At 65.3% G+C, this 14,296-nt stretch carries 15 protein-coding genes; 6 read left to right on the top strand and 9 right to left on the bottom strand.

Translation table 11 applies throughout. The features are described 5' to 3' along the window. Positions 1-2: 2 nt before the first annotated feature. From G6N18_RS23910 to G6N18_RS23870, 9 genes are all read right to left on the bottom strand, one after another. The gene (locus G6N18_RS23910; protein ID WP_067218958.1) at positions 3-506 is read right to left on the bottom strand and encodes a hypothetical protein; all 504 of its coding nucleotides are present in this window, start codon (positions 504-506) and stop codon (positions 3-5) included. Continuing rightward, a complete protein-coding gene (locus G6N18_RS23905; protein WP_083006553.1) occupies positions 503-1,120 on the bottom strand; it encodes a TetR/AcrR family transcriptional regulator in 618 nt (205 codons plus the stop codon). The genes G6N18_RS23910 and G6N18_RS23905 overlap by 4 nt, the downstream gene beginning before the upstream one ends. Before the next feature lie 166 nt (positions 1,121-1,286). After that, positions 1,287-2,435 (bottom strand): acyl-CoA dehydrogenase family protein, encoded by a 1,149-nt coding sequence (locus G6N18_RS23900; RefSeq protein ID WP_067225232.1) that lies wholly within the window; start codon positions 2,433-2,435, stop codon positions 1,287-1,289. A 9-nt stretch (positions 2,436-2,444) separates the two neighbouring features. Beyond that, positions 2,445-3,590, bottom strand: coding sequence for a thiolase family protein (locus G6N18_RS23895; RefSeq protein ID WP_083006551.1), 1,146 nt, complete (start codon positions 3,588-3,590; stop codon positions 2,445-2,447). Positions 3,591-3,592: 2 nt separating this feature from the next. Further along, positions 3,593-4,375: an enoyl-CoA hydratase/isomerase family protein gene (locus G6N18_RS23890; protein ID WP_083006603.1), complete on the bottom strand. Its 783-nt coding sequence runs from the start codon at positions 4,373-4,375 to the stop codon at positions 3,593-3,595. Between the two features lie 8 nt (positions 4,376-4,383). Further along, a complete protein-coding gene (locus tag G6N18_RS23885; protein ID WP_083006549.1) occupies positions 4,384-5,595 on the bottom strand; it encodes a CaiB/BaiF CoA transferase family protein in 1,212 nt (403 codons plus the stop codon). After that, complete coding sequence (locus tag G6N18_RS23880; protein WP_083006547.1) at positions 5,592-6,350, bottom strand: SDR family NAD(P)-dependent oxidoreductase; 759 nt, start codon at positions 6,348-6,350, stop codon at positions 5,592-5,594. Before G6N18_RS23880 ends, G6N18_RS23885 begins: the two co-directional genes overlap by 4 nt. Before the next feature lie 34 nt (positions 6,351-6,384). After that, a complete protein-coding gene (locus tag G6N18_RS23875) occupies positions 6,385-7,551 on the bottom strand; it encodes an acyl-CoA dehydrogenase family protein (protein WP_083006545.1) in 1,167 nt (388 codons plus the stop codon). A 138-nt stretch (positions 7,552-7,689) separates the two neighbouring features. Then, positions 7,690-8,985 (bottom strand): amidohydrolase family protein, encoded by a 1,296-nt coding sequence (locus G6N18_RS23870; RefSeq protein ID WP_163689982.1) that lies wholly within the window; start codon positions 8,983-8,985, stop codon positions 7,690-7,692. Between the two features lie 259 nt (positions 8,986-9,244). On the opposite strand from G6N18_RS23870, the gene G6N18_RS23865 reads away from it, so the two are divergent. Genes G6N18_RS23865 through G6N18_RS23840 form a run of 6 tightly spaced genes read left to right on the top strand, consistent with a single transcriptional unit; the run spans position 9,245 to position 14,284 of the window. Continuing rightward, on the top strand, positions 9,245-9,784 hold the full coding sequence (locus tag G6N18_RS23865; RefSeq protein ID WP_067223274.1) for a carboxymuconolactone decarboxylase family protein: 540 nt from the start codon (positions 9,245-9,247) through the stop codon (positions 9,782-9,784). Between the two features lie 6 nt (positions 9,785-9,790). Next, a complete protein-coding gene (locus tag G6N18_RS23860) occupies positions 9,791-11,134 on the top strand; it encodes an aromatic ring-hydroxylating oxygenase subunit alpha (protein ID WP_067223124.1) in 1,344 nt (447 codons plus the stop codon). Then, on the top strand, positions 11,127-11,456 hold the full coding sequence (locus tag G6N18_RS23855) for a hypothetical protein (protein ID WP_067223127.1): 330 nt from the start codon (positions 11,127-11,129) through the stop codon (positions 11,454-11,456). The genes G6N18_RS23860 and G6N18_RS23855 overlap by 8 nt, the downstream gene beginning before the upstream one ends. Before the next feature lie 2 nt (positions 11,457-11,458). Beyond that, positions 11,459-12,703, top strand: a complete 1,245-nt coding sequence (locus G6N18_RS23850; protein WP_083003867.1) for a metal-dependent hydrolase family protein — start codon at positions 11,459-11,461, stop codon at positions 12,701-12,703. After that, positions 12,690-13,148 (top strand): nuclear transport factor 2 family protein, encoded by a 459-nt coding sequence (locus G6N18_RS23845; protein ID WP_067223134.1) that lies wholly within the window; start codon positions 12,690-12,692, stop codon positions 13,146-13,148. Before G6N18_RS23850 ends, G6N18_RS23845 begins: the two co-directional genes overlap by 14 nt. Then, positions 13,145-14,284: an acyl-CoA dehydrogenase family protein gene (locus tag G6N18_RS23840; RefSeq protein WP_083003870.1), complete on the top strand. Its 1,140-nt coding sequence runs from the start codon at positions 13,145-13,147 to the stop codon at positions 14,282-14,284. The genes G6N18_RS23845 and G6N18_RS23840 overlap by 4 nt, the downstream gene beginning before the upstream one ends. The last annotated feature ends 12 nt before the right edge of the window (positions 14,285-14,296 follow it).

Here is a 14,296-nt window from a genome sequence, read left to right as displayed (position 1 = left end):
GGCTAGCTGGCGGGCACCAGATCCGCGGCGACCGAGGCCATCATCCCGCAGCGGAACGTCTCACAGGAGCCGACACCGCCAGCCGCCGAATCCTGTGCCGCAGCAAGCGCTTTGACCTTGAAAGCCCGTGCCGCCGCGCTCAGGTGATGCTCGACGGAGTCAACGCTGCTGTCGAGTTCGGCGGGCAACCGCTCGCCCCACAGCGTCACCTCGGTGGCGCCCTGGTCCAGCGCGGTGCGCACGTGGGCGAGCACGCGCGGATCACGCTCGAACATCTCGGCGGCCACCGCGATCGTCTGGGGATGCGGCCGGTCCTGCCAGTCTTGCAGCACCGATTCCAGATCCAGCGTCCTGGCGCCCAGGATCGTCAGCGGGCGCGCGTCCTCGTCGCCGCCGACCAGAACCGTGACATCCCACCCGGCCATCACCCGGTCGTAGATCCAGCCGCCCGCGTACCTCACCGCGTCCGAGACGGTTTGTGCGACGACATCCAGGCGGTACCTCATGTCGAGTTCCGTGGCGCCAACTCGCGCCCCAGCGACTCGGCGTACCCCTTGAACACCTCCGCCAACTGAATTGAGGGGTCGAGCAACCATAGGGTCTCCATTCCATAGATGAACGCGAGTATTTCCACGGCCTTGGCTGCCGCGTCGACGTCTGTGCGGTACTTCCCGCTTTCCTGGCCGCGCTGGATGATCGCGACGATGATGTCCACGGCATCGCTGTAGCGCTTGACCAGCCGGTCGTGCAGCGGTGCATCGGGCGCGATGTTCTCCACCAGCAGCACGGTGAACGTGCCGACCAACTCGGGTGCGCGATCGAACCGTTCGGGCACCCGGCCCAGTTCGGTGACCAGGTCGCCGGAGCGGTAGTCGGCATGGATCGCGTCGTCGGCGTCGCGGGCGTCGAGCACCGCGTTGAGCAGTTGTTCCTTGGACTCGAAGTGGTGCAGCAGGCCGGCCGGCGTCACGCCGGCCTCCTTGGCGATCTGCGCCAGCGACGTGTTGCGCCATCCGTTGCGCGCGAGCAGACGTTCGGCCACCGAAAGGATGCGCTGCCTGCGGTCCTCGCCCTTGGCGAGGAGCGTGGCATATGGCCTCACCGACTCCGTGGCGGACACCTGACCCCTTCGTTCAACCAACCTAGTGAACACACAGTAGGTAGGTTTCCCGGCTGTGACAAGCATCTCAGCGAAATTATGTTCAGGTCGGCGTCACATCGCAGGTCAGCGGTGGATTCCGGCGCGGAAACAATCGGCCGGCGATCAGCAGCGCACCGAAACCCGCCTATAACCCGAGCGATTTGGCGATGATCACCTTCATCACCTCGCTGGTGCCTGCGTAGATGCGGGCCACCCGCGCGTCGGTGTACAGCCGGGCGATCGGATACTCCATCATGTAGCCGTAGCCGCCGAACAACTGCAGGCAACGATCCACCACGCGCTGCTGCATCTCGGTGCAGAACAGCTTCACCCGCGCCGCGTCGGGCGCCGACAACTCGCCGTCGACGTGCAGGCTCACCGCGCGGTCCAGCATGGCCTGCGCGGCCTCCACCTCGGTCGAACAGGCCGCCAGTTCGAATTTCGTGTTCTGGAACGACGCCACCGGCGTGCCGAATGCTTTGCGGTTCTTGGTGTAGTCGATCGCCGCGGCGATCGCCGAGCGAGCCTGCGCGACGGATCCCACCGCGACGGTGAGCCGCTCCTGGGGCAGGTTGTGACCGAGGTAGCCGAACGCCTCGCCTTCCTCCCCCAGCACGTTGGCCGCGGGCACCCGCACGTCGACGAAGGACAGTTCCGCGGTGTCTTGGACCTTGCAGCCCATCTTCTCCAGTTCGCGGCCCCGCGTGAAGCCCGCCATGCCGTCCTCGACGACGAACAGGGTGAGCCCTTTGCGCCGGTTGTCCGGATCGGTCGAGGTGCGTGCCACCACGATCACCAGATCGGCCTGCATGCCGCCGGTGATGAACGTCTTGGCGCCGTTGAGGATCCAGTCCTCACCGTCGCGCACCGCGGTGGTCCGCATCCCGGCCAAATCGGACCCGGTGCCCGGTTCGGTCATCGCGACGGCGGTCAACAACTCACCCGACGCCAAGCCGGGGAACCAGCGTTTGCGCTGCTCGTCGTTCGCGTAGTGCAGGAAATAGGGCAGGATCACCTCGAGCTGCGTGCGCACCGTCGACAGGGTGACCAACGCGCGGGCCGCCTCCTCCTGCAGCACGACGTTGTAGCGATAGTCATCGGCGCCGGCTCCGCCGTACTCCTCGGGGATGGCCATGCCGAGCATGCCCAGCGATCCCATCTGCTTGAAGACCTCGCGAGGCATGCGTCCGCCCTTCTCCCACTCGGGATAGTGCGGAACCACCTCCTTTTCGACGAAGTCGCGGGCGAGTTCGCGGAAGGCCTCGTGGTCTTCGGTGAACAGGTTTCTTTGCACGGATTCCTCTCAGGCGATGAGTTCCACCAGAGTGGCGTTGGCGGTTCCGCCGCCCTCGCACATTGTCTGGAGGCCGAACCGAATGCCGTTGTCGCGCATGTGGTTCAGCATCCGAGTCATCAGCACCGCGCCGGACGCGCCGAGCGGATGCCCGAGGGCGATCGCGCCGCCCAGCGGGTTGAGTTTGCTTTCATCGGCGCCCGTTTCGGCGAGCCACGCCAGCGGCACCGGCGCGAACGCCTCGTTGACCTCGAATACGCCCACCTCGTCGAGGGTCACGCCGGACTTGTGCAGAACCTTCTCTGTCGCGGGGATCGGGCCGGTCAGCATCAGCACCGGGTCAGCGCCGGTTACCGCGCCGGCGCGGTAACGCGCGATCGGGCTCAGCCCCAGCGCCACTGCGTTGTCGGCCGCCATCACCAGTAGCGCCGCGGCACCGTCGGAGATCTGTGACGAGTTCCCCGCATGGATGACGCCGTCGTCCTTGAACGCGGGCTTGAGTCCCGCGAGCTTCTCGACGGTGCTTCCCCGCCGCACCCCTTCGTCGGCGACCACGGGCTCGGCGTCGGTGAACACGGGCATGAGCTGCTTCTCGAACGCGCCGCTGTCCTGCGCGGCTGCGGCCAACTCGTGCGAGCGCACGGAATACTCGTCAAGCCGGGTTCGCGAGAAGCCCCACTTCTCAGCGATGAGTTCGGCCGAGATGCCCTGGTTGAACGCGAAACCCTTGTACCGGTCAAGCACTTTCGGGCCGTACGGCGTTCCGGTCGCCCTGGCCGCCCCGAGCGGTACCCGGCTCATCACCTCGACGCCGCCGGCGACGACGACGTCCTGCTGGCCGGACATCACCGCCTGCACCGCGAAGTCCAGCGCTTGCTGACTCGAACCGCATGCCCGGTTGACCGTGGTACCGGGAATCGACTCGGGCCAGCCCGCGGCCAGCACCGAGTATCGCCCGATGTTGCTGGACTGGTCCCCGACCTGCGACACGCAGCCCCAGACGACGTCGTCGACGATGTCGGGATCGATACCCGCGCGCTCGACGAGCGCGTTGAGCACGATCGCGGACAGGTCCGCGGCGTGTATATCCGACAGCCCGCCGTTGCGCTTACCCACGGGGGTGCGCACGGCCTCGACGATCACGGTCTCACGCATTGTCATTTCTCCGATCTGGACATTGCCCACCGCCCGGTGAAGGTGGCCTCACGTTTCTCGGCGAACGCCGCGTACGCCTCTGACGAGTCTGCCGTGGCGAAGTTGCCCGGTTGCGCGCGGGCTTCGTTGGCCAGCGCCTCACGCAGCGTCGCGTTGGCCCCGTCGTTGAGCAGCGCCTTGCTCTGCGCGAGCGCGACCGGCGGACCGGCCGCCAACCGCGAGGCCAGATCCGTTACGAAGCGGTCGATCTCGTCGGCGGACTTGACCCAGGTGACCAGTCCCAGGCTCCGCGCTTCCTCGGCGTCGATCATGTCGGCCAGCAGCACCAACCGCTTGGCCTGTTGCAGACCGACGAGCTTGGGTAGCAGCCAGGATCCGCCCAGATCGACCGACAACCCGCGCTTCGAGAAGATCTGGCAGAACCGCGATTCCGGGGTGGCAACGACGAAGTCGCACCCGAGCGCGAGGTTCCAGCCTGCGCCGACGGCCACGCCGGTCACCCTGGCGATTGTGGGAACGGTCAGCTCGTGCAGAGCGAGCGCGACATCGGTGAGCCTGCGCAGCTTGTGACGGGGGTGAATGTCCTCTCCGGTGCCGATGTCGGCGCCCGAGCAGAATGCCCCGCCCGCACCGGTGATCACCACCGCGCGGAGTTCGGTGTCACGGGCGGCCGCGCGCAGCGCCTCGGCCAACTCCTCCCACAATTGCGCGTTGATCGCGTTCTTGCGTTCCGGCCGGTTCAGCGTCAGGGTGCGGACGCCCTCGCGGTCGGACGTCAACAACACTTGCTCGGTCACGAGTAGGCCGGTCCGATCACGCCCTCGGCGCGTAGCCGCTCGAGATCGTCTGCGGTGAGCCCCAGTTCGCTCAACACGGCATCGGTGTGCTGCCCCAGCCCCGGCACCGCACCCATCGGCTGTTCGAATCCGCTGATCACCGGTGGCGGGCGCAGTGCCCGGATCTCGCCCCTCGGAGTGTCGACCGTGCGCCAGCGGTCCCGCGCTGTCAACTGCGGATGCGCGACCACCTCGCTGGGCACGTTGTAACGCGAGTTGCCGATGCCGGCGTCGTCGGCGATCTTCTGGATTTCGGCGAGATCGTGTTGTGCGCACCAATTCCCGATGGCCTCGTCGAGGATCCCGCGATGTGCGCAACGGCCCGGGTTTGTGGCGAAGCGCGGATCGTCGGCGAGGTCGGGGCGGTCGATGATCTCGCGTGCGACCCGCTGCCATTCCCTGTCGTTGGTCGTGCCGAGCACCACGGTCTGCCCATCGCGCGTCGGAAATGCGCCGTAGGGCGCGACGGCGGGTGAGCCGACCCCCAGAGGCTCCTGGTCGATCCCCGAGTGCTGCGTGTAGGTCAACTGATAGCCCATCACGTCGGTCATCACGTCGAACAGGCTCAGCGCCACCGACGGTGCCGTCTCGGTGTTGCTGTTGTTGCGGCCGATCAGCAACGCCAGAATCGAGGTGGCCGCGTACAGGCCGGTAGTGAAGTCGGCCATCGCCGGCCCCGGCTTGGCGGGCATGCCCGGATATCCGGTAACGGCGCACGAGCCCGATTCCGCCTGCACCAGAAGGTCATACGCGCGTTTGTGGGAGATCGGCCCGCCCGGGCCGTAGCCGTCGATTTCGACCGGGATCACGTTGGGGTGCCGCACCGCCAGGTCTGCGGGCGCCAAACCCAGGCGGGCGGTGGCGCCGGGCGCCAGGTTGGACACGAACGCATCCGCCCGGTCCAGCAGCCGGTGCAGTAGCTCCATCCCCTCGGGCGCCTTGGTGTTCAAGGTCACCGACTCCTTGCCGCGGTTGCACCAGACAAAATGCGCCGCCAGGCCCCCGGGCCCGTTGACCACATCGTCGTAGTCACGGGCGAAGTCGCCACCGTTGGGATTCTCGATCTTGATGACGCGGGCGCCGAAGTCGGCGAGCACACGGGTGCACATCGGCGCGGCGACGGCCTGCTCCATCGCGACGACGGTGACACCGCTCAGCGGCCCGGTCACATGACCATGCCGCCGTCGACCGGCAGCACCTGCCCGGTGATGTAGGACGCCGCATCGGACGCCATGAACACGAATGCTCCCGCGACCTCCGAAGGTTCGGCCCACCGCTTCATCGGGATGCGGTTCATCATGTTCGCCGCGAACTTCTCGTTCGTCCGGATGGTCTCGGTCATCGGCGTGGCCGCCAGCGGAGCCAGCGCGTTGACCATGATGCTCTTCGTCGCGAGCTCTCGCGCAAGCGATTTGGTGAACCCGATGATGCCCGCCTTGGCCGCCGAGTAGTTGACCTGACCGAGGGTGCCGGTGAGACCCGCGGCGGACGTGACGTTGACGATGCGCCCGGTGCCGTCGGTCGGAATGTGCGGCAGCGCCGCCTGGGTGACGTTGAAGGCACCCATCACGTGGATGTCGAACAGCAGGCGGAAGGCCTCTTGCGTCGTCTTCTCGAACATCGCCGGCTTGGTGACGCCGGCGTTGTTGATCACGATGTGCAGCTTGCCGTCGGCCAGCGCAGCGGCTTGCGCAGCGGCGGCGTCGGCGGACTCGCGGTCCGACACGTCGAGGACCGCGGCTTCCGCGCGCTTACCGCTTCCCGAGATCCGTTCGGCGACAGCGGCGGCGGCGTCCTTGTCCACGTCGGTGACGAGCACGGCCGCGCCCGCGTCGGCCAGCGCCTGCGCCACGGCGGAGCCGATGCCGCCGGCAGCGCCGGTCACCAGCGCCGAACGGCCGGTCAGATCGAAGTAGTTGCTCATTCGGTGGTGCTCTCCATCGTCATTGGCGGTCTTGTCAATAGCTCCGCGGAAGGCCCAGGACGTGCTCGCCCAGGAAGTTCAGGATCATCTCCTGGCTCACCGGTGCGATCTTCATCAGCCGGGACTCGCGGAAGTATCGCGACACGTGATATTCCTCCGAATACCCCATGCCGCCGTGCAACTGCAGTGCGCGGTCGGCGGCACCGAAGCCGGCGTCGGCGCACAGGTATTTCGCGGTGTTCGCCTCCCGCCCACAGGGTTTGCCGTTGTCGTAGAGCCAGGTGGCCTTGCGGAGCACCAACTCGGCGGCGTCCAGTCGGGCCAACGAGTCGGCGAGCGGGAACTGCAGGCCCTGGTTCATGCCGATCGGCCGGTTGAACACGTGCCGCTCATTGCCGTACTTGACCGCCTTCTCGAGCGCGACCCGCCCGATGCCCAGCGCTTCGGCGGCGATCAACATCCGCTCGGGGTTCAGCCCGTCGAGGATGTATTTGAAGCCCTTGCCTTCTTCGCCGACACGGTCACCCACCGGGACCATCAGGTCGTCGATGAACACCTCGTTGGAGCTGACGGCGTTGCGGCCCATCTTCTTGATCGGCCGGATGTCGACGTGGTCGCGGTCGAGGTCGGTGAGGAACAACGTCATACCGTCGGTCTTCTTGCTGACCTCGTCGAAGGGCGTGGTCCGCGTGAGCAGCAGGATCTTCTCCGACTCCAGCGCTTTGGAGATCCACACCTTGCGGCCGTTGACGCGGTAGTGGCCCCCCTCCCGTTTGGCGAACGTGGTGATCCGCGAAGTATCCAGTCCCGCACCGGGTTCGGTGACGCCGAAGCAGACGTGCAGGTCGCCGTTGACGATACGCGGCAGCGTCGCGGCCTTGAGTTCGTCGGAGCCGTGTTTGACGACCGGTTGCATCCCGAAGATCGTCAGATGAATCGCGCTGGCGCCGTTCATCGCCGCACCGGATCGGGCAACCTCTTCCAGCAGCAGCGTGGCCTCGGTGATGCCCAGCCCATGCCCGCCGTATGCCTCCGGGATAGTCATGCCCAGCCACCCACCGGAGGCAATCGCGTCGTAGAACTCCTGCGGGAACTCGTGCGCCAGGTCCTTCTTCATCCAGTACTCGTCGTCGAACCTGCTGCACAGTTCGGCGACGGACTTGCGGATGATCTGCTGATCCTCGCTCAGCTCGAACGTCATCCCCCCAGACACGTCTGCCACGTCTGTTCTCCTCTGCTCAATGGCGCACACGTCAGTGCGCCGGCGCGCGAACGCCCTTCCCGCACCGGCGCACTTCGAGACGCTCCCCCGGTCGTCGACCGGAGGACCGTCCCATGTTCAGTCCTTGTTGCCGGTCAGCTGTTTGGCCTTGGCGGCGAAGTCCGCGAAATTCGCGCCGGTCTTCTCCTTCTTCGACAGGGCTTGGATGGAGACGTCGTGTCCTTCGGCGGCTTTGCGTAGGGCGCCGACGGTGGCTTGTTCGCGGGTGATGTGACTGAACGGGTCCCAGTGATACCAGCGCATGGCGTTCTCGAACGTCATCTTGTTGATCTCGTCATCAGCCACGTTGTTGGCCTTCAGCACCTCATCGAGTTGCTCAGGCGCGCCCGGCCACATCGAATCGGAGTGCGGATAGTCGGCTTCCCAACAGATGTTGTCCACCCCGATCTTGTCGCGGGTGGCCACTCCGACCGGGTCGGCGATGAAGCAGGTCAAGAAGTGCTCACGGAACACCTCAGAAGGCAGCTTGCCGCCGAAGTCCTGACCCGTCCACGTCGAGTGCATCTCATAGGTGCGATCCACCCGCTCCAAGAAATACGGGATCCAGCCCGTCCCACCCTCCGACAGCGCGATCTTCAGATCGGGATACTCCTTGATCGGACGCGACCACAACAAATCCGCCGCGGCCTGCACAATGTTCATCGGCTGCAGGGTGATCATCACATCCATCGGCGCATCCGGGGCGGTGATCGCCAACCGCCCCGACGAACCGATGTGCACATTGAGCACCGTGTCGGTATCCACCAGCGCATCCCACATCGGCTTCCAATGATCAAAATCATGAAAACTCGGATAGCCCATCGCCGACGGATTCTCGGTGAACGTCAACGAATGCACCCCCCGCTCAGCATTGCGCCGAATCTCGGCCGCACACGCCTGGGGATCCCAGATCACCGGCAACGTCATCGGAATGAACCGCGCCGGATACGCCCCGCACCACTCCAACACATGCCAGTCGTTATAGGCCTGCACCAACGCCAACGAGAACTCCGCATCCTCAGTGGCGAACAACCGACCGGCAAACCCCGGAAACGACGGAAAACACATCGACCCCAGGATGCCCCCGGCGTTCATGTCCTTGACCCGCTCATCAACCTGCCAACACCCCGGCCGGATCTCATCCAACCCCTGGGGCTCCAGCCCGTACTCCTCCTTCGGACGCCCCGCCACCGCATTGAGCGCCACATTCGGAATCACCGTGTCACGAAACTGCCAGGTATCCGAACCATCCGGGTTATGCACCAACCGCGGCGCCTCATCGATGTACTTCTTCGGCAGATGATTCTTGAACATATCGGGCGGCTCGACGATGTGATCATCAACGCTGATCAAGATCATCTCGTCCTTGTTCATGCCCGTTCCTTTCGTTGCATCCTCCGAGGCTATCCATCACGCTGTTCTCAATGTGAGGAAACTATCTTCTCACCGTACGAGAATCAATGTCCGAAAGCCACCCTAGGCCCCTCTGGCAGCAGTGTTGGGTTCCGCGCGGCACCGTCGTGACCACCCGTTCCGGCGTCACACGTTGACCATTCGCGCGAAAGGTGGAAATCTATTGGCGAAATATGAGAACCTGATTCTCATCGCCGAGAGGACACAGGAAGGAGGCGCTTTGCGCGTGCCGCCGCTGCCCACAGACGAGTGGGACGAAGCCGTCGACGAGGCCCTGTCGAGCATGGCGCCCGAACGCCGCAATCCCGAAGACGCAGGAAACCTGCTCGCCACGCTGGTTCGCCACCCCAAGCTGACCCGCGCCTTCCTGCGATTCAACTTCCACCTGCTGTACGGATCGACGCTGCCGCCGCGGCTGCGGGAGTTGGCAGTGCTCCGCGTCGCTCACTTGATGAACTGCGAGTACGAGTGGCGGCACCACGTCGAGATGGGCCGCGACGAGGGTTTGACCGATGAGGTCATCGAAGCCCTGCAGCGCGGCGAGGCCGCAGACGAACTCGACCGCGCCGTACTGCACGCGGTGGACGAACTTCAGGACAAGTCCAACGTCTCCGACGCGACGTGGGCTGCCTTGTCCGAACACCTCGAGGAACGTCAGCTGATGGACCTCGTCTTCACGATCGGCTGCTATGGCGCACTGGCCATGGCGATCAACACTTTCGGCGTAGAACCCGACCCCGAAAAGCACGCAGAGAGGTAGATAATCGTGGCGTTTTTCCCCAAGCCGGAAGCCGGTAGCTGGACAGAGAACTGGCCGGAGCTCGGTACTGCGCCGGTCAACTACGAGGATTCGATCGATCCCGAGCACTACAAGCTCGAGCAGGAGGCGATCTTCAAGAAGACCTGGCTCAACGTCGGCCGGGTCGAGCGGCTGCCCAAGAAGGGCAGCTACTTCACCCGCGAGATGCCGTCGGTCGGCCATGGCACGTCGGTGATCATCGTCAAAGACAAGCAGGAAGTGGTCCGCGCTTTCTACAACATGTGCCGCCACCGCGGGAACAAGTTGGTGTGGAACGACTACCCGGGCGAGGAGGTGTCCGGCACCTGCCGCCAGTTCACATGCAAGTACCACGCTTGGCGCTACTCACTCGAGGGTGACCTGACCTTCGTCCAGCAGGAGGGCGAATTCTTCGACCTCGACAAGTCGCAGTACGGACTGGTGCCCGTGCGCTGCGAGGTCTGGGAAGGCTTCATCTTCATCAACTTCGACAAGGACGCGATGCCGCTGCGGGAGTACCTGGGCGACTTCGCCAAGGGACTCGAGGGCTACCCGTTCCACGAGATGACCGAGCACTACAGCTACCGGTCGGAGATCAACGCCAACTGGAAGCTGTTCATCGACGCGTTCGTCGAGTTCTACCACGCGCCAATCCTGCACATGAAGCAGGCCGAGAAGGAGGAGGCCGAGAAGCTGGCCAAGTTCGGCTTCGAGGCGCTGGCCTACGACATCAAGGGTGACCACTCGATGGTGTCGTCGTGGGGCGGCATGAGCCCGCCCAAGGACCTGAACATGGTCAAGCCGATCGAGCGGATTCTGCACAGCGGCTTGTTCGGGCCCTGGGATCGGCCCGACATCAAGGGCATCCTGCCCGACGAGTTGCCGCCGGCCATCAACCCCGGTCGCCACAAGTCCTGGGGCACCGACTCGTTCGAGTTCTTTCCGAACTTCACGCTGCTGTTCTGGGCACCGGGCTGGTATCTGACCTATCACTACTGGCCGACGGCGGTGGACAAACACATCTTCGAGGCCGACCTTTACTTCGTGCCGCCGACGAACCTGCGCCAGCGACTGTCGCAGGAACTGGCCGCGGTGACGTTCAAGGAGTACGCGTTCCAGGACGCGAACACCCTGGAGGCCACTCAGACGCAGATCAACACCCGGGTCGTCACCGAGTTCCCGCTGTGTGATCAGGAGATTTTGCTGCGCCATCTGCATAAGACGGCACACGAGTATGTCGACCGGTACAAGGCGAGCAAGGCCGCCGGAAACGGTTCGGCCAATGCCAACTCCGGTGCCGCCGCGACCGAGAAGGATCACGCCAATGTCTAAGCTACCTGCCGAATTCGCCGACTTGGAGAAGTTCAGTGACTGGTGTCTGCCCACCGAGGAGGAGCGCTACCAGAAGCGCTTGAACTCCACGATGGCCGAGATGCAGGAGTTGTACGACGCCGGCATGGCTAGGCTCGAGGACATCATGGTCTACGTCGATGCGCGCTTCCCGCTCAAGGGCATGCCGGACGACGCCAAGGCGTTGGTGCACCTCGGCCAGTCGATCGTCATGGTGAGTTTTCCTGTCGAGGTGTGGAATCAGCCACGCGTGCTCGACAGCGGTGCCTCATACATTCAGCTGGTCAAGGAGCCGGTGGTCTGACCGTGCTGACCCTCAAAGCGGCGGGTTTCCTCGACGTCGAAGCCGGCGAGATCGTCCGGCCCGGAGTGGTCCGAATCGAAGGCGACACGATCGTCGGCGTCGGCGGTGCCGACAATTCAGCCACAGTAGGCGGTGCCGAGGAGGGCGACGTCATCGATCTGGGCGACGCAATCCTGCTGCCCGGCCTGATGGACATGGAGGTCAACCTGCTGATGGGCGGGCGCGGTGAGAACCCGGGCCTCTCCCAGGTGCAGGACGATCCCGCGACCCGGGTGCTGCGGGCCGTGGGCAACGCCCGACGGACACTGCGGGCGGGCTTCACGACGGTGCGCAACCTCGGATTGTTCGTCAAGACAGGCGGTTACCTGCTCGACGTCGCGTTGAGCAAGGCGATCGATGCCGGCTGGATCGACGGTCCGCGCGTGGTGCCCGCCGGGCACGCGATCACCCCGACGGGCGGCCATCTCGACCCGACGATGTTCGCGGCGTTCATGCCCGGCGCGCTCGAGTTGACGGTCGAGGAGGGCATCGCCAACGGCGTCGACGAGATTCGCAAGGCGGTGCGCTACCAGATCAAGCACGGTGCTGAGCTGATCAAGGTCTGCGTTTCGGGCGGCGTAATGTCGCTGACCGGAGAGGCGGGCGCACAACACTATTCGGACGAGGAACTGCGGGCCATCGTCGACGAGGCGCACCGGCGCGGGTTGAAGGTCGCCGCGCACACGCACGGCGCCGAGGCCGTCAAGCACGCAGTCGCGTGCGGCATCGACTGCATCGAACACGGCTTCCTGATGGACGACGAGGCAATCCAGATGCTCGTCGACAACGACCGGTGGCTGGTGACGACGCGTCGGCTGGCCGAAGCGATGGACGTGTCCAAGGCGCCGAAGGCGTTGCAGGACAAAGCCGCTGAAATGTTCCCCAAGGCGCGCACGTCAATCAAGGCGGCCTACGAGGCGGGTGTCAAGATCGCCGTCGGCACCGACGCCCCCGCGATTCCGCACGGTAAGAACGCCGATGAACTGGTGACCCTGGTCGACTGGGGCATGCCTCCCGCGGCGGTGCTGCGCGCGGCGACCGTCGTCGCCGCCGACCTGATCAGCAAGCCGGACCTGGGCCGCATCGCGGAAGGCTTTCTCGCCGACATCATCGCGGTGCCCGGCGACCCACTGACCGACATCAGCGTTACACGCGATGTCAACTTTGTAATGAAGGGCGGTAAGGTCTTCAAGAATGACTACCTCTGATGATCGGCCTCCGGCCTCGGCCCGGACCGATGACCTGGTCGAGATCCAGCAGCTGCTGGCGAAGTACGCCGTCACCATCACCCAGGGCGACATCGAGGGGCTGATCTCGGTGTTCACCCCGGACGGCACGTACAGCGCCTTCGGCTCGACCTACACGCTGAACCGCTTCCCCGAACTGGTCGACGCCGCCCCCAAGGGACTGTTCATGACGGGCACGTCGCTGGTGCACCTGGACCAGAACGACCCCGACAAGGCGACCGGCACCCAGCCGTTGTGCTTCATCGAGCACTCCAAACACGACATGCGCATCGGCTACTACAACGACACCTACGTCCGCACCGACGACGGCTGGCGGCTGAAAACCCGTGCCATGACGTTCATTCGGCGCAGCGGCGAGCATGACTCCGGCCGCCCGCACGCGATCGGACGGCCCGAAGCGGGATGACGGACAACCACTTCGAGCCCGCCGCGTTCCGCACGGCGCTGCGCGCATGGCTCGACGACAAGCTCGAGTCCGGCGAACTGACCCCGCTTGCCGACGACCATTCCCTCGACGCGCATCAAGCCCAGCACATGCGCGTGCTCAAGGCCCTGTACGACGCCGATTGGATGCGCTACGGGTGGCCGGAGTCGGCGGGCGGCTTGGGCGGACCGGATATCCTGCGCGCCATCGTCGGCGAGGAGATCGTCGGGCGCGGGCTCGATCATCCCGGGCCGTACTCGATGCTCGACGTGCTGACACCCACGATGATCGACTACGCCCGACCCGAACTGGCCGCCGAGATGGTGCCGCGACTGCTGTCGGGCCAGGAGTCCTGGTGCCAAGGCTTCTCCGAACCCGGTTCGGGCAGCGACCTGGCCTCGCTGACGACTCGTGCCGTGCAGCAGGGCGACAACTGGGTCGTCAACGGGCAGAAGGTGTGGACGAGTTTCGCGCAGTTCGCGACGCGCTGCATCCTGCTCACCCGAACCGGCGACGCGGACACCCCGAACCACGAGGCCATCACCGCGTTCTTCGTCGACCTGGACTCACCCGGGGTTTCGGTGCGTCCCCTGCGCACCATGCACGACGTCGACGAGTTCTGCGAGGTCTACTTCGACGACGTCGTGGTGCCTGCGGACCGCATGCTCGGCCGGCCGGGCGACGGCTGGAAGCTGGCGATGGATCTGCTGCCCTACGAGCGCTCGACCTGTTTCTGGCAGCGCATCGCCTATCTCTACTCGCGGTTCGACGCGCTCATCGGCGAAGTCAAAGGCCATGGCACGGCGTCGGACTCGGACCTCGGCGAGGCGTACCTGGCGCTGCACACGCTGCGCTGCCGATCGCGCGCGACACAGCACCGGCTGGCCGACGGTGAGAAGCTGGGCGCCGACACTTCGATCGACAAGGTGCTGCTGGCAACCGCCGAGCAACGGCTCTACGACACCGTCCGCGATCTGTTGCCGGGCAGGATCGAACTCGACGACGACGCGTGGCGGACGGAGTTCCTGTACTCGCGGGCTGCAAGCATCTACGGCGGCACCGCCGAAGTGCAGCGCAACATCATCGCCCGTCGCCTGCTCGACCTCGGTAAGGAGTGACCGTGGAGACCG

Origin of the sequence: Mycolicibacterium celeriflavum, from assembly GCF_010731795.1 — a bacterium.
GTDB classification, from domain to species: domain Bacteria; phylum Actinomycetota; class Actinomycetes; order Mycobacteriales; family Mycobacteriaceae; genus Mycobacterium; species Mycobacterium celeriflavum.
Note: the sequence above shows the minus strand (reverse complement) of the source record. Positions and strands in the feature narration are given on the sequence as shown.